We start from the raw sequence: 24,996 nt of genomic DNA on the forward strand, positions 1-24,996 counted from the left end.
CAGAAGACAGATTCTTGGACAATATGGGCAAGAAAAGACCCAAGAAATGACATTAGTCGCCAGGTTTGAATATTTTTGCCTGGACTTCATTTGATGCCAGTTAAACAAAACGCCGGACCCAGATCGTCCGGCGCTTTGCTATCAGGCGCCGTCATTCAGCGCATGACATAGACGATCTGGCGCGATCCCGGCTCGACCAGGACTTCCTGGCCGTTGATGTTCACGTAGCGGTAATCGTAGTCGGGGATCTCACGGATCTGCACGGTGTCCGGTAGTTTCGCGCCGACCACCACCTCGCCCTCGAGATGGACGGGCTCCAGCCGGTTGCGGGTCACATAGGTCCGCACCTGGGCCGGAGGTTCGGCGACTTCGCCGACAGCGCCGCCGATCGCAGTGCCGGCGACGCCGCCGATCAGCGCGCCGACGGGCCCGCCCACGATTGCGCCGCCCACGGCGCCGGTCGTTCCGCCAACCACCGCTCCGGCGGAGCCGGTGTCGGGCGCTTCGATCACCGCCACCGCGGAATTGGCCGGGCGCTGGCTCAGCACCACCTTCCCGCCGCCGAAATCGCCGCTGAGATAATCGGCAAAGACCCAGCCTTCGTCGATCGAGCACCATCTGCCGTTGGCAAGGCACCCCTTGATCGTGACGTCCTGCCCGGCGGCCAGCACGCCGACGACCGGATATTGCGATCCGGGACCTGCACGCACGTTGAGTTCGGTGGTGGCCTGCGCCATCGTCTGGGCAAAGGCGGTTCCGCCGAGGGCCAGAACGGTGCCGGCCGCGGCAAGCATCGTTAGCTTGTTCATGACATTACTCCATCATTGAGCGTCCCTCGACATGGCAACGATGAAGACGATTTGCAGGTTCCGGATCGCTGGCCTGCGTCAATGACGATTTGTTTCGGAGCTCACGCCGCGACCGGCGGCGCCAGCGCCTCCAGTCAGTGGCGGCCGGCCAGAAGTTCATGCACGAATCGCAGCTTGCCGGCGGCTGCGGGTGAAATAACGAACGGATAGAGGTCGGGCAGGCCCATGCATCGATTGATCGAGTTCGAGGCTTCCGACAGCACCAGCCAGCGCTCGAGAATCGTGTCGAAACTTTTGGTGCCCTGCTCGTCACCGCCGGCCGCCGCGCCGCCGCCCGTGTCGGCGCTGCCGAGATCGTGCCGGTCGACCGTTTCGAGCTGGCCCAGCCGCAAATTGAGCGACTGCACCATCTCCAGCGTGTCGGTGATGTGGAGATAGTGAGCCCAGGTCTCAGCCCAATCTTCCCAGGGATGGCTCGCGGCATAGGCGGAGATGTGGTTCACCTGCCAGTCCGGCGGCGCACCATTTGCGTAGTGTGCCTGCAGCGCCTGCTCGTAGTCGGCCTCCTCTTGGCCGAACACGCCACGAAACGCGTTCAGCCAGATCGGATCGTCGCGCACCAGGCGATCCCAGTAATAATGGCCAAGCTCGTGGCGGAAATGACCGAGCAGCGTGCGGTAGTTCTCGCGCATCTCTACCCGCATCTTCTCCCGCTCCGGCGAGTCCGCCTCGGCGACGTTCAGCGTGATCAAGCCGCTGTCGTGGCCGGTGAGGATGCGCTCGCCACCCGGCCCTACGCCGATCGGGTCGGCCAGCAAATCGAAAGCGAGGCCGTCTTCGTCCTCGGGATTGATCTTGGGGCCGACCGGCAGACCGAAGGCGAGCAGCGTGTAGATCGCCCGCTTCTTGGCCGCCTCGACCCGCGTCCAGCGTCGCCGGTTACCGTCGATCGACAGGTCCGGGATGATCTTGTTGAGCGCACAGGCACGGCAGAATGGCTGGTCGGCCTGGCCGATCCAGTTGCAATCGCATTCGGTGGCGTTGACGCACTGGAACGCATGGTCGCTGCCGGCGATCTCGAAGGCCGCGCGGTCGGGATTGTAGAGAACCGAGGTGCCGCAGGCGAGGCATTGCGCGTTCTCGAAATAGAGCCGCTGGCCGCAATGCGGGCAAGTGAAAAGCTTCATGGCGGGCTCGCTTCGGAGCGGAACGGGAGCGCCGTTCAACGCGAGGCGCCGGGGATGGTTCCGGAGGCCCCTGCGAGCTGCGCCACGACCTGCCGCGCCACCGCCTCGCCGGAAAGCCGCGCGCCGCCGCAGGTCTGGATCAACGGCCCTGCCAGATGCTCACCGGCGAAGAAGATCCGCTCCGCCACCGGCTGCATCAGCGTCGCCCGCGCCGCTGATTTTCCAGGGCGGGCCGCGGCATAGGCGCCGCGCACGAAACGTTCGCCGCCCCAGTTTGTCATGGCGGCGCGGCCAACGTGTTTGCGCAGGTCGCTGCCGAAAATGTCGCACAGGCGGTCGGTGACGAAATCGACACCGGCCGCCTCGCCGGCCGCCGAAATCTCCCAGGCGAAGTCCCCGCCGACGAAGCCGACCATCAGCTCGGTGTCGAACGGAAAGCACAGGAAATAGATGTCGTTGCGGGCGCGGCGCTCGATCAGCAGATCGTCGAACGGCGACAGCCCCAGGCGGGTGCCCCTGATCTCGATGGGAAGTTTTGTCAGCATGCCCATCGGCAGGTCGAAGAAGGCCTGGGTGTGGGCGGCGGGCAGTTCCGGCCGGAACTCGATCTCCTCGAAGGCGAGCGCCGCCGGCGATGCGGTGACGATGACCGCCTTTGCGCGGATCGTGCCGCGGTCGGTGACGCAGGCGATCCCCGGCACGTCCCACAGGATCTTGCGCACCGGCGTGGCCAGCTCGACCGGCACGTCGGCGCCGAACCGCGCCACCAGCGCGCCGAAACCTTCAAAACTGTAATAATTCGGATCGAGATCGGCGGCCGCCCTAAAATCCTCGATCGAGATCTCGTCGAAGTCCTTGCCGAAATCCATCGGGCCGGCAAAGGTGGCCGCGGCGCGCGGCGCATGGCCGGAAGCGAGCAGCGACGACACGCGGTCGTCCGTGCCGGCCCACAGTTCCATCAACGTAGCGAGCTGCTGGTCGGCGAGCTTCATGTCGGCCTCGTCGGATTCCGAAGCCTTGTGCTTGCCGAAATAGAGGTGGTCGACATTCATGTCGTGATGATGCAGCGTCCAGCCTCCCGCCTCGGCCTCGGGAAAATAGGGGTTGCGGTCCGCCGCGTGCAGCCAGGCGCAACCGATGTCGAAGGGAATGCCGAAATGTTCGGTCGAGGTGAAGGCGCGGCCGCCGATGCGGCCCATCGCCTCGAACACCCTGAAGGTCAAACCGGCGGCGCGAAGAATTTTTGCGGCGGCAAGCCCCGATGAACCGGCGCCGACGATCACCACGTCCACATCTTCCATGGCTTATTCCACCCCTTGCCACATTATATACTTGATCGTAGGGAAATTGCCTGAAACTGACCAGCGGCGCCGTCGATACGGCTACAACCTGCGGTGACAGGGCGGCGATTCGCTGGCAATGTCCCAACAACGTGTTCCAGGCAATCAGGAGACGAGGATGGCATTGTTTGCCAAGAGACTGACTTTAGCGACCGTGGCTCTTGCTGCGATCGGCTTTTCGGCCGTCGCCGCGCAAGCCGCTTCGTGCGGCAAAAACGCCAGCGGCTTCGAGGCATGGAAGGCGGATTTCGCGCAGGAGGCGGCAGCAAACGGCGTTGGCCAGAGGGGCATGGCGGCGCTGGCGAAAACGTCCTACGCCACCAAGACGATCTCGGTCGACCGCGCCGTCAGGAAGGCGTTCAGCGGCTCGGTCGATGCGTTCATGAAGCGGCGCGGCGGCGCGACGATCATCGCCAAGGGCCGGAAGCTCAAGAAGCAGAACGCCGCGCTTTTCGCCTCGATCGAGCAGCGCTATGGCGTGCCGGCGGGGCCGTTGCTGGCTATCTGGGGCATGGAGACCGGTTTTGGCGCCGCCATGGGCAACCAGAACACGGTCTCGGCGATCGTGACGTTGGCCTACGACTGTCGCCGTCCGGCCTTCTTCACGCCGCACGCGATTGCTGCGCTCAAGTTGGTTGATGCCGGTGTGTTGAGCTCGAGTTCTGTCGGCGCCGCGCATGGCGAGATGGGGCATACGCAATTTCTGCCCGGCAACGCGTTGAAGTATGGCGTCGGCAACCGGAACCTGCGCGACAAGGCGACGGCGCTGGCCTCGACGGCGAACTTCCTGCGCGCCCACGGTTATGGCGGCGGGCCGGCAAGCGCCAATCGCGGCGCGATCGCGGGATGGAACTCGGCCTCCGTCTACCAGCAGGCCATCATCATCATGGCCGACGCCATCGACGGGAACTGAGATTTCCCTCCCCCTTGAGGGGAGGGTGCCGAGCGAAGCGAGGCAGGTGGGGTCCGTGCGGCCGCGCTCCGACGCGCAGCAATGTTGGCGTCTGGCCGCAGCGACCCCACCCGGCCCTTCGGGCCACCCTCCCCTCAAGGGGGAGGGATGCGCTCAGACTTTCCGGTTCCGCGCCGCCAACGTACGCAGCCGCAGGCCGTTGAGCCGGATGAACCCTTCGGCGTCCTTCTGGTCATAGGCCCCGCGGTCGTCCTCGAACGTCACCAGCGCATCCGAATAGAGCGACTGCGATGAACGGCGGCCGGTGACGATGACATTACCCTTGTAGAGCTTCAGCCGCACCTCGCCCTCAACCTTGTCCTGGCTCTTGTCGATGAGCGCCTGCAGCATCTCGCGTTCCGGCGCGAACCAGAAGCCGTTGTAGATCAGCTCGGCATAGCGCGGCATGATCTCGTCCTTGAGATGCGCCGCGCCCCGGTCGAGCGTGATCGATTCGATCGCGCGGTGCGCTTGGAGCAGGATCGTGCCGCCGGGCGTCTCGTAGACGCCGCGGCTCTTCATGCCGACAAAGCGGTTTTCCACGAGGTCGAGCCGGCCGATGCCGTTGTCGCGGCCGAGATCGTTGAGCGCCGACAGCAATGTGGCGGGCGACATCGCCTGGCCGTTCAGCGCGACGGGATCGCCGTTCTTGAAGGTCACCACGATTTCGGTCACCCGGTCGGGCGCGTCCATCGGTGAGACGCTGCGCTGGTGGACATATTCAGGCGGCTCGACCCACGGGTCCTCCAGCACCTTGCCCTCCGACGAGGAGTGCAGCAGGTTGGCGTCCACCGAGAACGGCGCCTCGCCCCTTTTGTCCTTGGCGACCTGGATCTGGTGTTTTTCGGCAAAGTCGAGCAGGTCGGTGCGCGACTTGAACGACCAGTCGCGCCAGGGCGCGATCACCTTGATGTCGGGGTTGAGGGCATAGGCCGACAGCTCGAAGCGCACCTGATCGTTGCCCTTGCCGGTGGCGCCGTGGGCGATGGCGTCGGCGCCGGTCTCGGCGGCGATGTCGACGAGGTGTTTCGAGATCAGCGGGCGGGCGATCGAGGTGCCGAGGAGATAGAGGCCCTCATACTGGGCGTTGGCGCGGAACATCGGAAAGACGAAGTCGGAAACGAATTCCTCGCGCACGTCGACGATGCGGATGTCCTTGATCCCCATCATCTCGGCCTTCTTGCGGGCCGGCTCAAGCTCGCCGCCCTGGCCGAGATCGGCGGTGAAGGTCACCACTTCGGCGCCGAGCTCGGTCTGCAGCCATTTCAGGATGATCGAGGTGTCGAGGCCACCCGAATAGGCGAGCACGACCTTCTTGACGTCTTTCCACTTCGACATGATGTCCTCGGATTTGCGAGTTCGGCCCGGCCGCCGGTTTCGGCGGCACTATTAGCAGGAATGACTTGCCGGGCAAGGGTGGGAACGGCTCGTGAAACGATCCGCGGCGCGCTGGCCGGTTTAGGCCACAATCTGCGCCTCAATAGACTTTTAACGATTCTCTCCGAACAGTTGCAAAGTGTCCATGACAACCGGAAACCTCACCCGAGCGGATCGCCCCTTGCGGCGACGCGGCGCGTTGCCGGCCTTCGGCATGGTCTGCCTCGCGGTCCTTGCCGGCGCGCCCGCCGCGATGGCGGGCGACCGCTGGGAGGAAGCCGGCAGCGGCGCGGTGGCCATCCTGCCGGTTCCTGGGAAGGCGGCCGCCATCACCGGCGGCTCGCTGGTCTGCGCCGAACAGCGCTGGTCGCTGCGGCTGCGGCTCGACCGTTCGGTCGAGGCGCTCTCCTCTCAGCAGGCGAAGGTATCGGTCGACGGCGAATCCTTCCTCGTCCTCGCCGAGACCGGACCGGATGTCCTGAGCTTGCCGGCCAGTTATGAGATGATCGACGCCATGAAGGCCGGCGGCCTGCTGGTCGTCGCCGCGGGCGCCAGGACGGATGGACCGGCGGCCACGTTCCCGCTCAAGAATTCGAGGACGGTCATCGAGGCGATCGCGCCGCGCTGCAGCCAGGTCGACATGTCGGCCTATGAGCAGGCCAGCCTTTCCGAAACCGACCCCGCGGTGGAACGGGCGCGGCCACTGCTTGCCGAGGAAACAAAGCTGTTCCGGCAAGCCACCACCGCCACGCCGAAATTAGCCGCCGCGCATCTCGACCGCGGTCAGGGCCGCGAGATGTTGTTCGCCACGCTCTGCGGCTCCTCCTGGTATTATGGCCGCACCGGCTGCACGCTGTTCGGCTACATCCGGGCGACGCCCGCCGAGGAATGGCGCGAGGCCTACAACAGCGAGGGCATGGCCCTTTACATCGATGCGAGCGCGTCGAGCGGCGGCTGGCCGAACCTGGTGACGCTGGAGGCTGCCGGCGGCGCGGAGCCGATCCAATGGAAATGGAACGGCGAGCGCTACGAACTGCGCGACCCGCTGGTCGCCGCTGACGAACCCGCGAACACCGGAACCGTCACGCCCTGAGTCCGATCGCGCGCCACACGCGCTACCGGCGACGCCTGAACAGTTGCAACCAGAGGTCGTAGCAGACGAAGGCGATGCCGATCGCGATGGCGATGGCGAGATCGGCGCGTCCGACCCGCGCAGCGACGATCCAGAGAAACGCGACGAGGGCGACAAGCGCGAGCAGCGCGAACAGGCGGTCCAGCATCATCGCGGCAATCTCCCTGTCCAGACTCGGCTCACCACCATCCAACCTCACTTGCCATAGATCATGTCGGGCAGCGCATAGACGATCTGCGGGAACACATAGATGATCACCATGCACAGGATGACGATCGCCATATAGGGCATCATGCCGCGGAAAATGTCGGGAAGCTGCACGTGCGGCGGAGCGATGCCCTTGAGGTAGTAGGCGGACATCGCCATCGGCGGAGACAGGAAGGCTGTCTGCAGATTGACCGCCACCAGCACCCCGAAGAACAGCGGATCGATGTCGAAATGCGCCAGGAGTGGCAGGAAGATCGGAATGAAGATGACGATGATCTCCGTCCACTCCAGCGGCCAGCCGAGGATGAAGATGATGAGCTGGGCGACCAGCAGGAAGGCCAGCGGCGATATGTCGAGCCCGGTGACGAAATCGCTGATGAGCTGCTGCCCGCCGAGATAGGCGAAGACCGAGGCGAAGGTCGCCGAGCCGACGAACAGCCAGCACACCATCGCCGAGGTGCGCGCCGTGAGATAGACCGATTCCTTTAGCCGCTGCCAGGTGAGCGCGCGATAGGCGGCCGCGAGGATCAATCCGCCGGCCGCACCCACCGCCGCCGCCTCCGATGGCGTCGCGATGCCGAACAGGATGGCGCCGAGCACGGCAAGGATCAGCACGGCCAGCGGCACGAAGGAGGTAATCATCATCCAGGCGATTTCGAGCGCCGAGTGATCGCCGACCTGCTCGCGCGTCGGCTTCGGGGCGAGTTGCGGCTGCAGCATGGCACGCCCCACCACATAGACCAGATAGAGGCCGGCGAGCAGCAGGCCCGGCAGCAGCGCGGCGGCATACATGCGCACCACCGAGACGCCCGACGTCGCCGCATAGACGATCAGCATGATCGACGGCGGGATGAGGATGCCGAGCGTGCCACCGGCGCAGATGACGCCGGAGGCGTAGCGCACGTCGTAGCGCGCCTTCAGCATGGCCGGGAAGGCGAGCAGGCCCATCAGCGTGACCACCGCGCCGACGATGCCGGTGGCGGTGGCGAACAGCGTGCAGGTGATCAGCGCCGCCACCGCCATCGAGCCCGGCACGTTGCGGGTAGCGATGAACAGCGTCGAGAACAGCCGGTCGACGATGTTGGCGCGCTCGACGATGTAACCCATGAACAGGAACAGCGGGATCGCGGTCAGCACGTCGTTCGACATGACGCCGTAGGTCTGGTTCACGAACAGATCGAAGATGCGGTTGTTGAAGAAGCCGGAAGCCCAGGTCTCGGCGAGCGTCCAGCCGTCCGCGCCGGATTCGACGGCGCGGTTGTAGGGCGCCCACATGCGGCCGGCATCGAAATAGGCGTAGTAGCCGAAGGCGACGCCCAGCGCGGCCAGCGTGAAGGCGACGGGGAATCCCAGGAAGATTGCGAGGATCAGGATCAGCAGCATGAGCACCGCGACGAAGGGATCGCTCATGGCCGTTTTCCGTCCTTCCTGTCTTCGGCTCCGTACCCGGACGGGATGTCGACCGCTTCGGAGCCGTGTTCGAGCGCGGCAAGCGATTTGGTTTCCATCAGCAGTTTCTCCGTCTCCTCGACGTCGGCGGCGTGCGGCGGCCAGGCCCCGGTGCGCAGGCAGATGATGGCGCGGAACACCTGCGCCACGCCTTGCAGGAAAAGCAGGATGCCGGCGGCGGCGATCACCGACTTGAACTGGTAGATCGGGATATTGGCCGGGCTCATCGTGCTGACTTCGAGATAGCGCCAGGAGCGCGCGGCGTAGCGCCATCCGGTGACGACCAGCGCGATCACGCCCGGAAAGAAGAAGAGGATATAAAGCACCAGTTCGACCCGCGCCTGCGTTCTCGGCCGCCACAGGCGGTAGAGGAAATCGCCGCGCACATGGCCGTCGCGCGACAGCGTGTAGGCGCCCGCCATCATGAACAGCGTGCCATACATCATGTAGGATAGATCGAAGGCCCAGGGCGTCGGCGCGCGGAACAGGTAGCGCACGATCACCTCGTAGGTCACCCCGATCGTCATGATCAGGATGCTCCAGGCGAACACCTTTCCGAACCAGGCGGACAGCCTGTCCGCAAACCCTATGTAGCTTTCCACACGCCCACCGTCCGATCGGGTTGACAGGAGCCGGCAGGGCCGGCCGAACGAACGGCCGGCCCGTCAGCCGAAGACGGTCAGAGCTTGCCCGGGAAATAATGCTGGTAGGCGAGCTTGTAGTCGGGAGCGTTCTGCAGCGAGTAGAAGACGACGCGCTCGCACCAGGCCTTCTGGCTGTCGACCACCTTCTTGAAGAACGGGTCCTCCATCAGCGGCGGCAGGATCTTGTCCCAGGCATCGAGCTGCGCCTTGAGGACCGTGTCTGGCGTGCGCTTGACGTTGACGCCGCTCTCCGTCGCCAGCTTCTGCAGGTCGGCCGAATACTGGTTCATGGCCAGCGCATAGTTGGCGAGATGCGCCGCCTCGACGCCGTGCTTCAGGATCGCCTGCAAGTCGGGATCGAGGCTGTCGAACTTGTCGCGGTTGAAGATGTATTCGAACGACTCGCTGGCCTGGTGATAGGAGGCGAGCATGTAGTTCTTCGCCACGTCCTGCGCGCCGAAGCGCATGTCCGACGTCGGATTGTTGAACTCGAAGCCGTCGATGACACCGCGCTCCATGGCGGGAACGATCTCGCCGCCGGGAAGCTGGGCGACCGAAGCGCCCATCGACTGGAACAGATCCGCCGCAAGGCCCACCGTGCGGTATTTCAGGCCCTGGAGCTGCGCCGCATCGGTGATCTCGCTCTTGAACCAGCCGAGCGGCTGGGCCGGCATGCCGAAGGACAGGAAGCCGACGACGTTGAGACCGAGAACGTCCTGGGTGAGCTCGCGATAGAACTCCTGGCCGCCGCCGTAATAGAGCCAGGCGATCATCTGGTTGGCGTCGCCACCAAACACCGGTCCGGTACCGAACAGCGAGGCCGCCTTGTTCTTGCCGTACCAGTAGACCGGCACGGTATGGGCGGCGTCGATGACGCCATCATGGCAGGCGTCCTGCACCTGGAAGGCGCCGACGACGGCGCCCGCCGGCAGGAGATCGATCTTGAGCCGGCCGCCCGACATTGTCTGGACGCGGTCGACATATTGCTGCGCCATCTCCTGGAACACGTCCGAGGCGGGCCATGACGACTGCATCTTGAGCACCACCGGCGCCTGCGCCAGCACCGCCGGCGCGGCCAAGGTGCCCGCGGCCGCGGCGACGCCGCCGACCGTCGAGGTTCTCAGGAATTTCCGACGCGACAAACCCTTGGTTGTAGTCATGCGAATTCCTCCCATTGCCGTGATCTTTGTCACTCTGGCGTCAGCAGAATAGGCCATGGCGGATACGATTCAAGGCGCTTGCGCTACAACTTCCGACTGATAGTGCGGAAATGCGACAAGCTTGGCGAAGACTCTGTCGCCAGTCGGGATTGCCGCTCCACGGAACGGGCGTTAATGAGAGCAGCCACAAGCGAGTCCGGCCATGACCTTCATCCCCGACCCTTCCATTATCGTCCAGTTCGCGATCGCAACCTTCATCATCGCGATCACGCCGGGGCCGGACATGACGTTGTTCGTCGGCCGGGCGCTTTCCGAGGGTCGCGCGGCGGGCTTCGCCTGCATGGCCGGCGCCTTGACCGGCATCGTCATCCACACCGCGCTGGTGGCGCTTGGCCTGTCGGCGCTGATCGTCGCATCGCCGCAGGCATTTTTCGCGCTGAAGATTTTCGGCGCGGGCTATCTGGTCTGGCTGGCCTGGCAGGCGATCCGCCATGGCTCCGCCTTCTCGCCGGACGCGACACCCCGCCCGCCGCGCTCGCTGTTCAAGAACTGGGCAACGGGCCTTGGCATCAACCTGATGAACCCGAAGATCATCCTGTTCTTCATGACCTTCCTGCCGCAATTCGTCTCGGCGTCCGACCCTTATGCGCCGGGAAAACTGTTCTTCCTCGGCATGATGTTCATCGTGCTGTCGATCCCGATCACCGCGCCGATGGTGATCGCCGCCGACCGTTTTGCCGGGCTGCTGCGCAAAAGCCCGCGCGTCACGCGGATTGTCGATTATCTGTTTGCAGGGGTGTTTTCGGCGTTTGCGCTGAAGATCCTGACGGCCCAGGCGAAGTAGCGAATGGGGTGCCCGCTCGCCTACCAGCGTAGCGGCCGGCGACCAGCCAATAGGCTAACGTTCCGGCGATCGCCACGAGGCCGGCGTGGATCATGGTGGGAATTAGAAAAAATGAGACGCTCGCATGCTCAAAGCCTGTCCACATTATCCAGAGGTCACGGCGAAAGGCCACGATGGGATATAAAAGCCCCATTCCAAGGTAAAACCAAACATTCCGAATTCGGAATATTTCTGAAATAATTATAGCTGGCACCAGTGTCGGCGCGGCCATCGCAGCTGCCACAGCGATTGAAATTGGAAAAATACTGAGTGCAAGAAATATGAAGTTTAGCACTCTGGAGATGCTGCCAGATAGCCCATCATCGGGAAATGGGCCGGGAAGATAATCCAGATAGGACAAAACAGAGTTGAATATCGCAAAGGCGATGATAGCCGTGAAGCAGGCGAGGAGATATCCCAAGCCGATTCTCAAAATCCGTCCTGGCCAATAACTTGGTCTTTCAGGGGCAGGCGTGGCGTCGCTCAAGCTTCACCATGCCCGGCGATCATCATCGCCTCCAGCGCCAGCCGCTCGGTCTTCTTCATCCGCTCCGATTCCGACTTGAGCTGGCCGCAGGCGGCGAGGATGTCGCGACCGCGCGGGGTGCGGATCGGCGAGGCGTAGCCGGCATTGTTGATGTAGTCGGCGAATTTTTCGATCGTCTCCCAGTCAGAGCACTGGTAGTTCGTCCCCGGCCACGGGTTGAACGGGATCAGATTGATTTTTGCCGGAATGCCGCGCAGCAGCTTGATCAACGCCTTGGCGTCTTCGATCGAATCGTTGACGTCCTTCAGCATGACGTATTCGAAGGTGATGCGGCGGGCGTTCGACAGGCCGGGATAGGCCTTGCAGGCGGCGATCAGCTCCTTCAGCGGGTATTTTTTGTTGATCGGCACCAGCATGTCGCGCAGATCGTCATTGGTGGCATGCAGCGAGATCGCCAGCATCACGCCGATCTCCGCGCCGGTGCGATAAATCTCCGGCACCACGCCGGAGGTCGACAGCGTGATGCGGCGCTTCGACAGCGACAGGCCGTCGCCGTCCGAGGCGATCAGCAGCGCCTTCTTCACCGCCTCGAAATTGTAGAGCGGCTCGCCCATGCCCATCATGACGATGTTTGAGATCTTTCGCCCTTCCGCCGGCACGATGGCGCCGTCCGGCGTATCGCGATCGGGAAAATCGCCGAGCCGGTCGCGGGCCGTCAGCAATTGCGCGAGGATTTCTTCCGAGGTCAGGTTGCGCACCAGCTTTTGCGTGCCGGTGTGGCAGAACGAGCAGGTCAGCGTGCAGCCGACCTGGCTGGAAATGCACAGCGTGCCGCGGCCTTCCTCGGGGATATAAACGGTTTCGATCTCCACCGGCCGCCCGGCGCCGCGCGGGGGAAAGCGGAACAGCCACTTTCGCGTGCCGTCGCTCGATATTTGCTCCTCAACGATCTCAGGCCGTCCGATGGAAAAATGCTTGGCCAGCGCGGCTCGCAGATCCTTCGAGATGTTGAACATGTCGGAAAAATCCGACACGCCGCGCACGTAGAGCCAATGCCAGAGCTGCTGCACGCGCATCTTCGCCTGCCGCTCCGGCACGATGCCGGAGGCGATGAGCGTCTCCGCCATCTCGGCGCGGGTCAGCCCTATCAGCGACGGCTTTTCGGCGAGCGAAGGTCTTGCGCGCAAGGCGTCGCGCCGGTCGGGCGTGGTGAGGTCGAGGGTAAGCGTCATGGCAAGCCTATATGGGGATGCCGCCGAAAATTCAAAGCGATCCGCTGCGCCCATAGCACGGCGGGCGGCCCGCGTCACGGCCCGCCCCGAAACTCACCATTCCCGACGGCGGCGCGATCAGCGACGCAGGTTGACGATCACCACGCCGCCCAGCGCCAGCAGCCCACCGACGATGCCCAGCATGCCGGGCGCCTCGGCCAGCCAGACGAAACCGATGAAGGTCGCTACCGGCGGCACGCAATAGAGATAGTTGGAGGCGCGCGAGGCCGGCAGGCGCGACAGCGCGACCGCCCAGGCGCCATAAGCGACGAAGCTCGGGATGATGCCGAGATAGATCGCCGACAGCAGCGCCTCGGAATTTGCCGTGACTGCCTGCGACAGGGCGGAAGGCAGGGCCGGCGACAGCATCAGCCCGCCGATCACCATGTTCCAGGCCGCTACGGTCAGCGGTTTATGACGCGAAAACAATGGCTTCTGGACAATGGTGTTCACCGTCGTGCAGACGGCGCCGCCGAAGATTAGCAGCGCGCCGGTGTCGAGCGACAGGCCGTCCCCCTCGCCCAGCGCGATCAGGCCGACGCCGAAGAACGACACGAAGGTCCCGACCCAGGCCAGCGCCCGGAACCGCTCGCCGAGCAGCAGCGTAGCGAAAATGGCCGTCAGGATCGGGCTGACATTGATGATGAAGCTTGCGGCTCCCGCCGATACGGTCTGCTCGCCCATGTTGAGCAGCACGGTGTAGAGCGCGACGAACACCACGCCGCCGGTGGCGAAGCGCCATACCTCGCCGAGCGAGGGCAGCGACGGCCTTGTAATCAAAAGGAAAACCAGCGCCGGCAGAGCGGCGATGCCGAAGCGGATCGCGCCGAGTTCTATAGGCCCGAAGGCGGTCAGGCCGGCGCGGATGGCCGGAAACGCCGAGGCCCAGCCGACCACGGTGATGCCGACCGCGGCAATTGTCGCAAGATCGAGGCGTTGCGGGGTGGCGGGCGAAAGGGCGGCGGCGGTCATGATCTGGTCTCCCGGAATTCGATACCGGCTCAAATGCAGTTTCGGGATCGAATTGACAAACGAGAGATTCGATGACCTGCTGTGACCTACGCTCACAGCTTGATGGATTCCTGACCCCAATGTCGACTACGGATCACATCACGGACCGCTCCATGCCTCCTCTGGACACGCTCCGCGCCTTCGAGGTCGCGGCAAAAACCGGCAGCTTCAGCGCGGCGGCGGAGAAGCTGAACCTGACGCACGGCGCCGTCAGCCGGCAGATCGCCAAGCTGGAACATTGGCTGGGCCTGAAAGTCTTCGACCGCGGCGCGCGCGGCGTGGCGCTGACCATCGAGGGACAGCGGCTGTTCCTGCGCACCAGCGAGGCCTTCGCTCTGATCGCCGACAACACCGACCGATGGGTCGAGCCGCGGGGCGCGGCCGTCGTGCGGCTGACCACCATCCCGTCGATCAGCGGATTGTGGCTGATGCCGAGGCTGCAGAAACTGGAAGCCGGGCCGCCGAGACTGCGCATCGTGCTCGACGTCGACAACCGCCAGGCGGATCTGGTCGAGGAAGGACATGATCTTTCGATCCGTTGCGGCCGCGGCCGCATCCCCGGCCGTGTCTCGGTGCAGCTTTTCGAGGAGCACTGTTTTCCGGTCGCAGCACCCGCGCTGGCACAAGCCATTGGCGATGGCGAGCCGGAGCGGCTGCTCGCGCATCCGCTGATCAACGATTCCGACGCTTCCGCCTGGCGAGCCTGGTTCGGGGTCCTCGGCATCGACTACCGGCCCCGCCCGGAAGACCGGCGCTTCGAGGACTACAATCTGGTGCTGGACGCCGCCGCCTGCGGCCTCGGCGTCGCGCTGGCGCGGCCGCCGCTCACTGTCGACCAGTTGGCTGCGGGCCGCATCGTGCCCGTCGACACGCGGCGCGTGCTCAATCCGGTGTCCTACTGGCTCGACCGGCCCGAAGGCGTTTCGCCCCGGCCCGCCGCCGCCGACCTGGCGCGACGCATAGGCCGGGAAGCGGGCGTGGCGGAGGAGCGAATCGAAGCTTTCTTGAGTTCGGATGTGGCCTGATCAGTGCGTCCTTCGAGGCTCGCCCTGCCGACGTATTTGCTTTGATTTTCGGCGGCGTGCGGCTCGCACCTCAGGATGAGGACGGTCGTGCCCGAACCTCCAACCTTCAGCGTTGGTTCTGGCGGCATGGAAATGTCTGGCATGGCGTCAAGACTTACGCTGGCGACCGCATTGCGGGCACGCCCGTCCTCATCCTGAGGTGCGAGCCCGCAAGACATTGAAAATCACAGCGAAAATGCTGGCGGGGCGAGCCTCGAAGGACGCAAGATCAGAGCTACTTGCAACTGGAGATAGACGTCAGCGCCGCCGAAATGCCCTTCAGCGAGAAGGTGTAGTTGGTCGGATTGCCGCGTCCGGACTTGGCGGCGACCTTCATGTCCGACCCGCCCTTCATCGCGGCGATCAGCAGCGGCTCCTCGGAGGCGTTCTCCACCCAGGCCGACTTGCCCTTGGTGAACATGGAGAAGGTCTTTCCGCCGACCGTCACCTGCACCTTGGAGTTCTCCTGGAAATTGTAGGAGGCGATGAATTGCGGTTCGTAGCTGACCTGCTGGCCGGGCCGCTGGCTGACGAAGAAGAAGATGTCGCCATGATCGAGCGAAGGCGGCTGCTTGTCCGTCGGGACGGTCAGCACGTAGCAGACCTTGCCGTTGCCGGCCTGGTAGCTGTAGGTGCCCCAGGCATTGTGCTGGCCGATCTTGGTGGCCGACTGGGCGAGCGCCGGCGCCGCGCCCGCAACAAGGATCAGGCCCGCAACCGCCGCTAACAATCCGCGCATGTTTTTCTTCACCGTCTCACGTTTCGCTGGAATTGCCGAAGCAGGCCGGGTTTTGCCCCGCCCGTTCGTTTAATTTTGAATTAGTCAGGGTTACGAAATGGTGAACGTCCGCGAAAAAGGGCACCCGCCATGTTGCATCACCGCCAACCTGCCCCATGGCCTTCTGTGAGCCATCGGAGCCTTGTCCCTTGGTGCGACTTCAAGACAAAAAAAGCGGCAGCAGTTTGACTTTTTTTGCCGACATGCAATGGGAGGGCGAGCGACGGGCAGCGGCGCATGGCTATGGCGCGGCCGCAAAAGCGGACGGGAGATACGGCTTTGCGGGCATGATCAGATCATGACCAGCACGCAGGAGGACGATTTCTCCCAACTGGCCAGCCGCGTGGCGCGTGAGCGCGACCGCGATGCTTTTACACGGCTGTTCGATCATTTCGCCCCGCGCCTCAATGGTTACCTGCAGCGGCTGGGCATGGATGCCGGCGCGGCCGAGGACCTCGTCCAGGAGGTCATGTCGGTGCTCTGGCACAAGGCGCATCTGTTCGATCCGGCAAAATCCTCGCTCGGCACCTGGCTGTTCCGCATCGCCCGCAACCGCCGCATCGATCTTCTGCGCCGCGACCGCTCACATCTTCTTGATCCGTCCGATCCGATCCTGGTTCCGGACGATCCGGAGCCCGCCGACCGAGGCATCGAAGCCAGGCAGCGCGACGAAAGCGTGCGGGCGGCCATGGCGGCACTGTCGGGCGAGCAGTTGGAACTCGTACAATATGCCTTCTTCGTCGGACTGACCCACAGTCAGATCGCCGAGCGCACCGGCCTGCCGCTGGGCACCGTGAAGTCGCGGATCCGGCTGGCTTTTGGCCGGCTAAGGAAAATTCTGGAAGCGGACGGCGCAGCCGACACCGATTGAAAGGCCGGCTCGCGCACGCTCAAGACAAGTCGTCGAGCGCCTCGCGCGCAGCAAGCCGGTGCGCCGGCTTCATATGGGCGCGCACGGCGGCGAGCGCGGCGGTCAGCACCGCGATGTCGTCGGTGAAGCCGATGCCCAGGAAAACGTCGGGAATGCTGTCCGTCGGCAGGACGAAATAGGCCAGCGCGGCCAGCAGGATGCCCTTGGCGCGCAGCGGCGTGTTCCTGTCCATCGCGCAATAATAGCCGGCGACGACCTCGTCCATGAACGGAACCTGCGCCGCCGCCTTTCTGGCGGTGCGCCAGAATTTTTCACGCACGCTTTCTTCCTGAGAGGTTTTCAGAGATTCGGTCGACATGGCTATCCAATTCGCTCCCTTCGGTAACAAAGTGGTGAGTCCACCGACCCGCTGCAAGAGGTTGCCGGCAGGCTTTCCATGGCCAAGGTTGGCGGCATGCCAGATGGCATCTGAAAACAAAACATTCCCCAGTCCGCTTAATCGAGCTGTGAGCGCACGTCACAGGAATTTGGTGATTTAAATCGATTTGAGGTTCGAAAAATCGCCCGTGAAGTCCGGAATATTATTGTTTATCAATGCTTTATTCGGGCAGCAACGCGCGAGACGCGCAATGGGCTTCATTCCGGCCTTGTTTTTGCGCCTCCGACCTTGCCGGAACAGCCTATTTCGTTCTCCGAAAGCATTATGAGCTTCGCTTTTATGCGCCCGCCGCGAAGCCGTTCATACGCGTCGCCAGCTCGAAATCGAGCGCGGTCAGGCCACCCGCGTCATGGGTATTCAGCGTGACCTCGACGGTCTTGTAGACGTTCGACCAGTCCGGGTGATGGTCGAGCTGTTCGGCGGCGAGCGCCGTGCGAGTCATGAAGGCAAAAGCCTCGCTGAAGTCGGCGAACACGAAGCTGCGCCGGATCGAGGCGCCATCCTCAGCCAGGCTCCATCCATCCAGTTTCGCAAGCTCGGCGCGGATCGCCGCTCCGTCGAGTTTTTTCCTGCTGATCGGTATCTTGGACATTACGGATCGGGCGGTTTCGTACCCGCCTACCGCATGGTGCGGTAGGCGTCGGCGAAATCGGCCGACAGGTTTTGCCGGGTGTCGGCCCCCGCCAGCGGCCAGGCTTCCTCGACCACATAGGGTCCGCCGCCGACCGATTCGCGCGACGACATCAGCACGAAGCGCCCGACCTTGAACGGCATGGCGGCAAAATTGCCGCGCGCCGAGAGATAGTGCGCCACGTCGATGGGGCTGGTGTTGCGCAGCCGCGCCAGCGTGACATGCGGGGTGAACTTGCGCGGATCGGCGGGAACGCCGAGGCGCTGGCAGATGCGCTCGATCTCGGCCTGCAAAGCGGTCAGGTCGGGAGTCGCGGCGACGCCGGCCCAGATCGAATGCGGCTTCTTGCCACCGAAGGCGCCGACACCCTCGAGGCGAAGCTGGAAGGAGGGACGCCGCACCCGGTCGAGCGCATTGGCGATCTCGTCGGCGACATGGCCCTCGATGTCACCGAAGAAGCGCAGCGTGATGTGGTAGTTTTCCACGTCGATCCAGCGGGCTCCCGGCAGGCCGCCCCGCAGCAGGGACAGCGAAAGAGCGGCATCACGCGGAATTTCGAGGGCGGTGAAAAGACGCGGCATGAAAAGCCTCCCTTCCTCGAATCGACTTGCCCTTCAAACGAATCACCGATCGGGTGCGACGGCAAGCGCTTTGTGTGCATCGCAAAAGATAATTGCTTTACGCAGCGTAAGTCGAGAAAGCGCGCTGCCCAGGCCAAACGGGGAATGGGCTTTGGGGTTCCGTCCGGCCGGTCCCGCCCATCCCGCCACGCGGTCACGGCCCGCGGGCCGGCCACACGTTCAAGGGGCGTCGCGCCGCAGCGCGGTGACCTCGATTTCGATCTTCATTTCCGGCTTGTTCAGGGCGCAGACGATCATCGTCGCGGCTGGGCGGATGTCGCCGAATGTCTCGCCGAGGATCGGGAAGACGCGGTCAACATAGTCGGCATCGGTGATGTAATAATGCGCGCGCACCACGTCGGCGAAGGCGAAGCCGCCCTCTTCCAGCGCCTTGCCGATGGTGGCGAGGCAATTGCGCGCCTGCTCCTCGACGCTGTCGGGCATGGTCATGGTGGTGTAGTCGTAGCCGGTGGTGCCGGCGACGAAACACCAGTCGCCCTGCACGACTGCACGCGAATAGCCCGCTGTCTTCTCGAAGGGCGAACCGGTGGAGATGAGTTTTCGCATGGAACCTACTGCTGTCCGCCGATGGCGCCTTGCATGGCCTTGGCGACCTCGCCCGGCCATTCGGCCAGCGCCGGCCATGTCCTGGGTTCGCCGCTGTCGGCCTGCTGGGCGAAATAGAGTTTTCGGCCTTTTTTATCGACGGCCATGAAGGAATCCTGGAGCCCACAGGCATGCGGCACGCAGCCGCTGGCGTAGAACAGACCGCCGGGCAGTTGTTCCGTGCCGCCGCCGGTCAGAAGGCCGGTCGCGAAGCCGGTCAGGTCATCGCCGAGCAGTTTCTTGGCGTCGGCATAAAGCGCCTCGTTGCCGAAGGCCTCGACGAGGTTGTCGAATTTCGAGGCGTCGATCTCGTCCCATGTGGTGCCGGGCTGCGGCGAGAACTGCAGCAGTCCGGACACCTTCAGACCCGTCTCGGGCGACCATGTCTCGACCGGCGCCGATGCGCCGGGCACCAGGTAAGGTACGAAATAGATGCTGCTTTCGGTGACGGCGGCGGGCGGCGAACCGCAATCCTCGCCGACCATCTGGCTCCGGATGTCCGCGTCCTTCGGCTTCCAGACGATCAGGGTCGCCGCACCGCACTGGTTGCCGCCGTCGCCGACCGAAAGCAGCGCTACCTTGGTGTCGCCGAGATCGACGGTGCGATCGAAGAAAGCGACGTAGTTGCGCGCCAGTTCCTTGCCGTCGAAAGCAACGATCTTTTCCAGCTCGTCATTCTCGGTGATGGTGATCGTGCCGCCCTCGAACGGCACCGAGACGGGTTCGAAGTCCTGCGCAAGCGCCAGTACGGAGGACGCGCCGAGCAGCGCCAGCGCCAGCAGGCCGGTTGCGAAGCGCATCGGCGCGGCCGCGTCAGGCCCAGGGCCGGGAGGCTGCGGCGCTCTTCTCGTAGGCGGCGATCGACGGCGCTTTTTCCAGCGTCAGGCCGATGTCGTCCAGGCCGTTGAGCAGGCAGTGGCGCTTGAAGTCGTCGAGGTCGAACTTCACCGTGCCGCCGTCCGGGCCGCGGATTTCCTTGGCCTCGAGATCGACGGTGAGCGTGGCGTTGGCGCCGCGAGAGGCGTCGTCCAGCAGTTTCTCCAGATCTTCCGGGCTGACCGTGACCGGCAGAATGCCGTTCTTGAAGCAGTTGTTGTAGAAGATGTCGGCGAAGGAGGTGGAGATCACGCAGCGTATGCCGAAGTCGAGCAGCGCCCACGGCGCATGTTCGCGCGAGGAGCCGCAGCCGAAATTGTCGCCGGCGACAAGAATCTGCGCCGTGCGGTAGGCCGGCTTGTTGAGCACGAAATCCGGGTTCTCGGTGCCGTCCTCGTTGAAGCGCATCTCGGCGAACAGGCCCTTGCCGAGCCCGGTCCGCTTGATCGTCTTGAGATAGTCCTTCGGGATGATCATGTCGGTGTCGACATTGACGATCGGCAACGGGGCGGCAACGCCGGTGAGCGTGGTGAACTTGTCCATGATGATCTTCCGTCAGCGCCAGCAATTTTCGCTGCGACCGCTTTACAGCAAGCGCCCGGCGATTCAAAGCCTGTCGCGACCGCGCGATCACGCCGTGGCGCGTGGATAAAAGGCCGTCGGTATCCACACAGGCTCATGCGGCTGCGAAAAGGCCTGCGGCCGCGTCAACATGTTGACGATCTCCTCGACGTAGCGTGTCTTGTCGTAGCCGATCGAGGCGATCGGATAGGCGTCGAAGCCGGTCAGCGACAAATTGTCAAAACCGTAGAGCCGAAAACGTTCCGGCCGATTGCCGGGAAAGTCGGCCCGGCGCGCATCGAGCACCCCCATGGCCATGGCGTCCGAGGTGCAGAACAGCGCCTGCGGCGGATTTTTGCCGACCAGAACCTCGGCGGCGGCGTGGCCGCTCTCGTAGGAATAGTCGCCCTGCGCCTCGCGCAGCACGGAAATGTCGTGGCGAGTAAAACTCGCGCGATAAGCGGCGATGCGAATGCGCTCGACCTCCGACGACGGCCGGCCGGTGAGCAGTGCCGCCGTGCGCACGCCCTTGGCGGCCGCGTCGGCGACGGCCTGCTCGATGCCGGCGGCCTCGTCGGGGATGACGGCGGGCGACAGCCGGTCATGGCGGCCGTTGAGCATCACCACATGGTCGGAGCGAAACATCTCGCGCATGGTCGCCGCGTCGGCGAAATCGGAAAACACGACGGCCGCGTCGACATGATAGGCGATGCCGCGCCGCAGGAATTCCCCGACGCGGTCGACCGAGCCGACGCGCAGCAGGATCACCTGCTTGCCCGCGGCCTGGATGCGGTCGATCAGCAGGTCGAACAGGTCGAGGTCGGACAGGTCGTGGATGTGGTTGACCACCACGGCGACCAGATTGACCGATTTCGAGGTCAGGCTCTGGGCCAGGACATTTGGCTTGAAGCCGAGCTCTGCCGCGGCCTTCAGCACACGCTCGCGCTTGTCCGCCGACACGGGCCGCGGCTGCGGCGACAGCGCACGCGAGGCGACGGCGCGCGACACGCCAGCGCGGGCCGCGACATCGGCGATGGTCAACGAGCGTGTGTCGTCATTGCCCATGCGCCGGCTCAGCGGGAGCGCGCGGCGGCTATCGTGGCGCGCACGCCTTCTTCCGACGTGACGGTGTTCGTGTATTCGCGCTCGAGATCGGTGCCGCCCATGCCGATGGTCGGGTTGCGGAAGCGCATGGCGCTGGGTTCGTCCCGGAGTGCGGCGAAATGCACTTCCTCGACGCCGGTGGCATCGATGACATGGGCGATGTTGCGCTCGTCGAGGCCGCCGCAGCCCATGACGACGATACGCCCCGCCGCCACCTTGACCGTCTCGGCCAGCACGTCGAGCCCTTCGATTGCGGTGTCGTGACGGCCGGAGGTAAGCACGCGGTCGACGCCGGCGCGCACCAGCGCCTCGATCGCCTCTTCGTGGTCGCGGGTCATGTCGAAGGCGCGATGGCAGGTGACCTTCATCGGCCGGGCCGCCTCGACCAGCGCCGTCATGCGCTTCTCGTCGATGGTGCCGTCGGGGTTAAGGCAGCCGGCGACGACGCCTTGCACGCCCATGTCGCGAAACGCCTTCACATCCTCGAGCATCGAGCGGAACTCGATGTCGGAATAAAGAAAATCGCCGCCGCGCGGGCGGACCATGACGAAGAACGGGATTTTGGCGAGGCGCTGCGCCTCGCGCACCACACCGATGCTGGGCGTCAGCCCGCCCTCGAGCAGCGAGGCGCAAAGCTCGACACGGTCGGCGCCGGCATTCTGGGCGGCGACCAGGCCGTCGGTGTTTTCCACGCAGATCTCGATGGCGCGGAGCGGATGAGCGGTCATGAGCGAATCCTGTGATGGAATATGTAGCCCGGCCGTACGGCCGAGCTACGAAGGGCGAAAAAAATCACCAGAGCGGGTTCAGGGCCGGCGGATTGGCCGTCTCGCCCCACCACTTCTTGTAATTGGCCTCGTAGGCGCCCGACTGGATGTAGTCGGAGACGAACATGTCCAGCCAGCGCACGAACTCCGGATCGCCCTTGGCAACGGCGATGCTGATCGGGTCGTTGGAGTAGAGACCCTCGATGGTCACCAGCGACGGGTTTTTTGTGGCCAGATAGTCGAGCAGCGAGGAATCTTCGATCGCCGCGTCGACACGCTTCTGCTGGAGCTGCAGCACGCCGTCCGGCGCGAACTGGTCGACATAGACGAGTTCAGCCTCCGGCACCGCCTTCTTGATGAAGGTCTCGCCGGTGGTGCCGCGGCCTACCACGATCTTCTTGCCGGCAAGGTCGGCAAGGGTCTTGATGCCGGAATCGGCCTGGACGATGACGCGCAGGCCGGCGCGGTTGTAGGGGATGGTGAAGTTGACGCTCTTGGCCCGCTCCAGCGTCGCCGAGGTGTTGGCGACGACGATGTCGAGTTGGCCGGAGACCAACATGGAGATGCGGGCGTCGCCGGAGACGTCGGTGAACTCGACCGGCACGCCGAGCTTCTCGGCCAGCATCGTGGCGACGTCGACGTCGTAGCCGACCGGATTGTTCTGCGGGTCGCGGAAACCGATCGGCTCGCCGCCGAGCGACACGCCGATGCGCACAGTGCCGCGCGAGCGGATGTCATCCAGCATGCCGGCGAGTGCCGGAAGGGCCGAGCCGGCGACGAAGGCCAGCGCGGCGATGGCGGTAAGAAGGCGTCTCATACGTCTATCCTCTCTGGAAAATTTGTTGTCACGCGTTGCTCGCTGCCCGAAGTTCCGGCCCGGACATCGACTCCTCCCAGAGCCAGTAGCGGATCTCGCCCTGGCACTGGAAATCCACGACCTTGTGGTTGCCATGGGCATCGACGGCGTGGATCACCACGCCTCCCAAAAAACCCTCGGTCAGTTCGGCAAGCTCGTCGACCGCGAGCTTTATGGCATCGCCCAGGGGCCGGCCGAGCTTCATGGCGAGCACGATCGAGCGCGCGGTGGCGCAGCGCATGGTCATCTCGCCGGTATGAGTGCAGGCGGCCGCCCCGTAGCGGCTGTCGGCGTAGAATCCGGCGCCGGGGATCGGGCTGTCGCCCAGCCTGCCGGGATATTTCCACGCCCAGCCCGAGGTCGAGGTCGCGGCATGGATGCCGCGGTCCGGATCGGCGCTGAGGAAGACGGTGGTGTCGCGCACCCGCTCTGGATCGGTGATCGCCTTGCTCAGCGGCGCCAGCGCGATGTCCGGGAATTTTTCCAGTTCGCCGGCCGACAGTTCTTTCTCCAGCCGTTCCCACCAGACGCGTTTGCTGTCTTCCAGCAGCATGTCGTCCAGCGGGAAACCGATCTCCGTGGCGAAGCGGCGCGCGCCGTCTCCGGTCAGCATCACATGCGGCAGGCGCTTCATCACCTCATGCGCCAGCGCCGTGACGTGCAGCGTGTCGGGCACCGCGCCGACGGTACCGACGGCGCGCGTGTTGCCGTCCATCACCGCGCCGTCGCATTCCATGACGCCCAGCATGTTCGGCCAGCCGCCATAACCGACGCTGCGCACCTTCGGTTCCGCCTCGACGCGGCCGATGCCGGCCACCATGGCGTCGAGGCTGTCGGCGCCTGCCTTCAGCATGTCGACGGCAAGCGGAAAGCCAGGCCAGGCCTCGGCATTTGCAAGCAACAGCATTTAGAGCAATGTCCAAGTAGATTGAACCATTCTGCCGGCGATGGTTTGGGCCAAGGTCGAGGTCTTTGTCGAATGGCCGCACTGGAGGTGCGGTCGAGACAAAGGCCGAAGGATTTGGCCCAAACCAGCCCGGCCCTCCGGGTTTCCGTTTGGCGGGCGCCCACGTCGTCGGATGGGCTTGGCCGTGCCACCAGCACGACCCGCGCCATCCTCCTTGTGGATCGCCTCGCCAAACGAGAAACAGAATGGTCCAATCTGCTCGGACATTGCTCTAATCTTTCCGCATTTTTGACAGGAACTGCGCGACGCGCGGCTGCGCGAGACCGCCCGCTGGATCGAAAAAATCCTTAGTCGGCAGGTCGACCAGCAGCGTCCCCTTTTCGAGGAAGACGACGCGATTTGATATCTGCCGGGCGAACTCGACTTCGTGGGTGACGAAGACCATGGTCGTGCCTTCGGCCGCGAGCTTCGCCAGGATGGTCAGCACCTCGGCGGTCATTTCGGGATCGAGCGCGCTGGTCACCTCGTCGAGCAGCAGGTAGCGCGGCTTCATGGCAAGCGCCCGGCAAATGCCGACGCGCTGGCGCTGGCCGCCCGACAATTGCGCCGGATAGGCGTCGGCGCGGTCGCCGAGACCCACCGAGGCGAGCAGCGCGCGGCCTTCCGCCTCCGCCTCGTCGCGCGGCCGCTTGAGAACCTCTACCGGCGCCAGCGTGATGTTTTTGAGAGCCGTCATGTGCGGGTAGAGATTGAAAAGCTGGAACACAGTGCCCGAGCGTTTTCGCGCCTCCGCCAGTTCCTTCGGCTTGCTCACGTCGAACTCGTCGACGGTGATCAGGCCGGCGTCGAGCTTTTCGAGACCGTTGATGCAACGGATCAAGGTCGACTTGCCGGACCCCGACGAGCCGAGGATAGAAACGACTTCGCCGGGCCGGACGGTGAGATTGACGCCGTTCAGCACCGTCGCCGCGCCGAAGGACTTTTTGACGTTTTCGACCTTCAGCATG

At 64.3% G+C, this 24,996-nt stretch carries 27 protein-coding genes; 5 read left to right on the top strand and 22 right to left on the bottom strand.

Annotation, left to right across the window (positions count from 1 at the left end):
* Positions 1–155: 155 nt before the first annotated feature.
* The 3 genes from RB623_RS08355 to RB623_RS08365 form a co-directional block, all read right to left on the bottom strand.
* A complete protein-coding gene (locus RB623_RS08355) occupies positions 156–809 on the bottom strand; it encodes a DUF1236 domain-containing protein (RefSeq protein ID WP_308056319.1) in 654 nt (217 codons plus the stop codon).
* 134 nt (positions 810–943) lie between these two features.
* Positions 944–1,996: a putative zinc-binding metallopeptidase gene (locus RB623_RS08360; protein WP_308056320.1), complete on the bottom strand. Its 1,053-nt coding sequence runs from the start codon at positions 1,994–1,996 to the stop codon at positions 944–946.
* Between the two features lie 35 nt (positions 1,997–2,031).
* Complete coding sequence (locus RB623_RS08365) at positions 2,032–3,297, bottom strand: NAD(P)/FAD-dependent oxidoreductase (RefSeq protein ID WP_308056321.1); 1,266 nt, start codon at positions 3,295–3,297, stop codon at positions 2,032–2,034.
* Between the two features lie 157 nt (positions 3,298–3,454).
* Here RB623_RS08365 and RB623_RS08370 point away from each other — a divergent pair, with 157 nt between their 5' ends.
* The gene (locus RB623_RS08370; protein WP_308056322.1) at positions 3,455–4,249 is read left to right on the top strand and encodes a lytic transglycosylase domain-containing protein; all 795 of its coding nucleotides are present in this window, start codon (positions 3,455–3,457) and stop codon (positions 4,247–4,249) included.
* A 153-nt stretch (positions 4,250–4,402) separates the two neighbouring features.
* Here RB623_RS08370 and RB623_RS08375 read toward each other — a convergent pair whose 3' ends face one another.
* Complete coding sequence (locus RB623_RS08375; RefSeq protein ID WP_308056323.1) at positions 4,403–5,626, bottom strand: argininosuccinate synthase; 1,224 nt, start codon at positions 5,624–5,626, stop codon at positions 4,403–4,405.
* A gap of 220 nt (positions 5,627–5,846) precedes the next feature.
* Here RB623_RS08375 and RB623_RS08380 point away from each other — a divergent pair, with 220 nt between their 5' ends.
* A complete protein-coding gene (locus RB623_RS08380) occupies positions 5,847–6,758 on the top strand; it encodes a hypothetical protein (protein WP_308056324.1) in 912 nt (303 codons plus the stop codon).
* A gap of 22 nt (positions 6,759–6,780) precedes the next feature.
* Here RB623_RS08380 and RB623_RS08385 read toward each other — a convergent pair whose 3' ends face one another.
* The 4 genes from RB623_RS08385 to RB623_RS08400 all read right to left on the bottom strand — a co-directional run bounded on the left by RB623_RS08385 (position 6,781) and on the right by RB623_RS08400 (position 10,257).
* Complete coding sequence (locus tag RB623_RS08385) at positions 6,781–6,948, bottom strand: hypothetical protein (protein WP_308056325.1); 168 nt, start codon at positions 6,946–6,948, stop codon at positions 6,781–6,783.
* Between the two features lie 44 nt (positions 6,949–6,992).
* A complete protein-coding gene (locus RB623_RS08390) occupies positions 6,993–8,414 on the bottom strand; it encodes a TRAP transporter large permease subunit (RefSeq protein WP_308056326.1) in 1,422 nt (473 codons plus the stop codon).
* Complete coding sequence (locus RB623_RS08395) at positions 8,411–9,055, bottom strand: TRAP transporter small permease subunit (protein ID WP_308056327.1); 645 nt, start codon at positions 9,053–9,055, stop codon at positions 8,411–8,413. The genes RB623_RS08390 and RB623_RS08395 overlap by 4 nt, the downstream gene beginning before the upstream one ends.
* Before the next feature lie 77 nt (positions 9,056–9,132).
* Entirely contained in the window at positions 9,133–10,257 is a 1,125-nt protein-coding gene (locus RB623_RS08400) for a TRAP transporter substrate-binding protein (RefSeq protein WP_308056328.1), read from the bottom strand.
* A 202-nt stretch (positions 10,258–10,459) separates the two neighbouring features.
* Here RB623_RS08400 and RB623_RS08405 point away from each other — a divergent pair, with 202 nt between their 5' ends.
* Positions 10,460–11,101: a LysE family translocator gene (locus RB623_RS08405; protein ID WP_308056329.1), complete on the top strand. Its 642-nt coding sequence runs from the start codon at positions 10,460–10,462 to the stop codon at positions 11,099–11,101.
* Positions 11,102–11,623: 522 nt separating this feature from the next.
* Here RB623_RS08405 and rlmN read toward each other — a convergent pair.
* A complete protein-coding gene (gene rlmN, locus RB623_RS08410) occupies positions 11,624–12,859 on the bottom strand; it encodes a 23S rRNA (adenine(2503)-C(2))-methyltransferase RlmN (protein ID WP_308056330.1) in 1,236 nt (411 codons plus the stop codon).
* Positions 12,860–12,976: 117 nt separating this feature from the next.
* Positions 12,977–13,870, bottom strand: a complete 894-nt coding sequence (locus RB623_RS08415) for a DMT family transporter (protein WP_308056331.1) — start codon at positions 13,868–13,870, stop codon at positions 12,977–12,979.
* 152 nt (positions 13,871–14,022) lie between these two features.
* Between RB623_RS08415 and RB623_RS08420 the strand changes: the two genes are divergently transcribed.
* On the top strand, positions 14,023–14,934 hold the full coding sequence (locus RB623_RS08420) for a LysR substrate-binding domain-containing protein (RefSeq protein ID WP_308056332.1): 912 nt from the start codon (positions 14,023–14,025) through the stop codon (positions 14,932–14,934).
* 274 nt (positions 14,935–15,208) lie between these two features.
* Here RB623_RS08420 and RB623_RS08425 read toward each other — a convergent pair whose 3' ends face one another.
* Positions 15,209–15,712 (bottom strand): invasion associated locus B family protein, encoded by a 504-nt coding sequence (locus RB623_RS08425; protein WP_308056333.1) that lies wholly within the window; start codon positions 15,710–15,712, stop codon positions 15,209–15,211.
* A gap of 337 nt (positions 15,713–16,049) precedes the next feature.
* Here RB623_RS08425 and RB623_RS08430 point away from each other — a divergent pair, with 337 nt between their 5' ends.
* Entirely contained in the window at positions 16,050–16,622 is a 573-nt protein-coding gene (locus tag RB623_RS08430) for a sigma-70 family RNA polymerase sigma factor (RefSeq protein WP_308056334.1), read from the top strand.
* 19 nt (positions 16,623–16,641) lie between these two features.
* Here the strand turns inward: RB623_RS08430 and RB623_RS08435 are convergent, their stop codons facing one another.
* From RB623_RS08435 to RB623_RS08485, 11 genes are all read right to left on the bottom strand, one after another.
* The gene (locus tag RB623_RS08435) at positions 16,642–16,980 is read right to left on the bottom strand and encodes a YkvA family protein (protein ID WP_308056335.1); all 339 of its coding nucleotides are present in this window, start codon (positions 16,978–16,980) and stop codon (positions 16,642–16,644) included.
* Between the two features lie 358 nt (positions 16,981–17,338).
* On the bottom strand, positions 17,339–17,638 hold the full coding sequence (locus RB623_RS08440) for a 4a-hydroxytetrahydrobiopterin dehydratase (protein WP_308056536.1): 300 nt from the start codon (positions 17,636–17,638) through the stop codon (positions 17,339–17,341).
* 41 nt (positions 17,639–17,679) lie between these two features.
* Positions 17,680–18,273 carry an RNA 2',3'-cyclic phosphodiesterase gene (gene thpR / locus RB623_RS08445; RefSeq protein WP_308056336.1) on the bottom strand — a complete coding sequence of 198 codons (594 nt, stop codon included), beginning with the start codon at positions 18,271–18,273 and terminating at the stop codon, positions 17,680–17,682.
* A gap of 219 nt (positions 18,274–18,492) precedes the next feature.
* The gene (locus RB623_RS08450) at positions 18,493–18,879 is read right to left on the bottom strand and encodes a RidA family protein (RefSeq protein WP_308056337.1); all 387 of its coding nucleotides are present in this window, start codon (positions 18,877–18,879) and stop codon (positions 18,493–18,495) included.
* 5 nt (positions 18,880–18,884) lie between these two features.
* Positions 18,885–19,718 (bottom strand): hypothetical protein, encoded by an 834-nt coding sequence (locus RB623_RS08455; protein ID WP_308056338.1) that lies wholly within the window; start codon positions 19,716–19,718, stop codon positions 18,885–18,887.
* Positions 19,719–19,731: 13 nt separating this feature from the next.
* Positions 19,732–20,337, bottom strand: a complete 606-nt coding sequence (gene leuD / locus RB623_RS08460) for a 3-isopropylmalate dehydratase small subunit (RefSeq protein ID WP_308056339.1) — start codon at positions 20,335–20,337, stop codon at positions 19,732–19,734.
* A gap of 87 nt (positions 20,338–20,424) precedes the next feature.
* On the bottom strand, positions 20,425–21,420 hold the full coding sequence (locus RB623_RS08465; RefSeq protein WP_308056340.1) for a LacI family DNA-binding transcriptional regulator: 996 nt from the start codon (positions 21,418–21,420) through the stop codon (positions 20,425–20,427).
* Positions 21,421–21,428: 8 nt separating this feature from the next.
* Entirely contained in the window at positions 21,429–22,187 is a 759-nt protein-coding gene (locus RB623_RS08470; RefSeq protein WP_308056341.1) for a copper homeostasis protein CutC, read from the bottom strand.
* A gap of 64 nt (positions 22,188–22,251) precedes the next feature.
* Complete coding sequence (locus tag RB623_RS08475; RefSeq protein ID WP_308056342.1) at positions 22,252–23,043, bottom strand: transporter substrate-binding domain-containing protein; 792 nt, start codon at positions 23,041–23,043, stop codon at positions 22,252–22,254.
* A 28-nt stretch (positions 23,044–23,071) separates the two neighbouring features.
* Positions 23,072–23,989 (bottom strand): isoaspartyl peptidase/L-asparaginase, encoded by a 918-nt coding sequence (locus RB623_RS08480; RefSeq protein ID WP_308056343.1) that lies wholly within the window; start codon positions 23,987–23,989, stop codon positions 23,072–23,074.
* A gap of 271 nt (positions 23,990–24,260) precedes the next feature.
* Complete coding sequence (locus RB623_RS08485) at positions 24,261–24,995, bottom strand: amino acid ABC transporter ATP-binding protein (protein WP_308056344.1); 735 nt, start codon at positions 24,993–24,995, stop codon at positions 24,261–24,263.
* Position 24,996: the final 1 nt, after the last annotated feature.

Source organism: Mesorhizobium sp. LHD-90, from assembly GCF_030929505.1.
Lineage (GTDB): Bacteria > Pseudomonadota > Alphaproteobacteria > Rhizobiales > Rhizobiaceae > Kumtagia.

Excerpts from the sequence above, each read along its gene's own strand:
- RB623_RS08390 (WP_308056326.1), bottom strand. The coding sequence starts at position 8,414 with ATGAGCGATCCCTTCGTCGCGGTGCTCATGCTGCTGATCCTGATCCTC.
- RB623_RS08480 (WP_308056343.1), bottom strand. The coding sequence starts at position 23,989 with ATGCTGTTGCTTGCAAATGCCGAGGCCTGGCCTGGCTTTCCGCTTGCC.
- RB623_RS08415 (WP_308056331.1), bottom strand. The coding sequence starts at position 13,870 with ATGACCGCCGCCGCCCTTTCGCCCGCCACCCCGCAACGCCTCGATCTT.
- RB623_RS08425 (WP_308056333.1), bottom strand. The coding sequence starts at position 15,712 with ATGCGCGGATTGTTAGCGGCGGTTGCGGGCCTGATCCTTGTTGCGGGC.
- RB623_RS08475 (WP_308056342.1), bottom strand. The coding sequence starts at position 23,043 with ATGAGACGCCTTCTTACCGCCATCGCCGCGCTGGCCTTCGTCGCCGGC.
- RB623_RS08470 (WP_308056341.1), bottom strand. The coding sequence starts at position 22,187 with ATGACCGCTCATCCGCTCCGCGCCATCGAGATCTGCGTGGAAAACACC.
- RB623_RS08355 (WP_308056319.1), bottom strand. The coding sequence starts at position 809 with ATGAACAAGCTAACGATGCTTGCCGCGGCCGGCACCGTTCTGGCCCTC.
- leuD (WP_308056339.1), bottom strand. The coding sequence starts at position 20,337 with ATGGACAAGTTCACCACGCTCACCGGCGTTGCCGCCCCGTTGCCGATC.
- RB623_RS08375 (WP_308056323.1), bottom strand. The coding sequence starts at position 5,626 with ATGTCGAAGTGGAAAGACGTCAAGAAGGTCGTGCTCGCCTATTCGGGT.
- RB623_RS08430 (WP_308056334.1), top strand. The coding sequence starts at position 16,050 with ATGACCAGCACGCAGGAGGACGATTTCTCCCAACTGGCCAGCCGCGTG.
- RB623_RS08365 (WP_308056321.1), bottom strand. The coding sequence starts at position 3,297 with ATGGAAGATGTGGACGTGGTGATCGTCGGCGCCGGTTCATCGGGGCTT.
- rlmN (WP_308056330.1), bottom strand. The coding sequence starts at position 12,859 with ATGACGCTTACCCTCGACCTCACCACGCCCGACCGGCGCGACGCCTTG.
- RB623_RS08400 (WP_308056328.1), bottom strand. The coding sequence starts at position 10,257 with ATGACTACAACCAAGGGTTTGTCGCGTCGGAAATTCCTGAGAACCTCG.
- RB623_RS08405 (WP_308056329.1), top strand. The coding sequence starts at position 10,460 with ATGACCTTCATCCCCGACCCTTCCATTATCGTCCAGTTCGCGATCGCA.
- thpR (WP_308056336.1), bottom strand. The coding sequence starts at position 18,273 with ATGCCGCGTCTTTTCACCGCCCTCGAAATTCCGCGTGATGCCGCTCTT.
- RB623_RS08360 (WP_308056320.1), bottom strand. The coding sequence starts at position 1,996 with ATGAAGCTTTTCACTTGCCCGCATTGCGGCCAGCGGCTCTATTTCGAG.
- RB623_RS08435 (WP_308056335.1), bottom strand. The coding sequence starts at position 16,980 with ATGTCGACCGAATCTCTGAAAACCTCTCAGGAAGAAAGCGTGCGTGAA.
- RB623_RS08485 (WP_308056344.1), bottom strand. The coding sequence starts at position 24,995 with ATGCTGAAGGTCGAAAACGTCAAAAAGTCCTTCGGCGCGGCGACGGTG.
- RB623_RS08385 (WP_308056325.1), bottom strand. The coding sequence starts at position 6,948 with ATGATGCTGGACCGCCTGTTCGCGCTGCTCGCGCTTGTCGCCCTCGTC.
- RB623_RS08420 (WP_308056332.1), top strand. The coding sequence starts at position 14,023 with ATGCCTCCTCTGGACACGCTCCGCGCCTTCGAGGTCGCGGCAAAAACC.
- RB623_RS08370 (WP_308056322.1), top strand. The coding sequence starts at position 3,455 with ATGGCATTGTTTGCCAAGAGACTGACTTTAGCGACCGTGGCTCTTGCT.
- RB623_RS08450 (WP_308056337.1), bottom strand. The coding sequence starts at position 18,879 with ATGCGAAAACTCATCTCCACCGGTTCGCCCTTCGAGAAGACAGCGGGC.
- RB623_RS08465 (WP_308056340.1), bottom strand. The coding sequence starts at position 21,420 with ATGGGCAATGACGACACACGCTCGTTGACCATCGCCGATGTCGCGGCC.
- RB623_RS08455 (WP_308056338.1), bottom strand. The coding sequence starts at position 19,718 with ATGCGCTTCGCAACCGGCCTGCTGGCGCTGGCGCTGCTCGGCGCGTCC.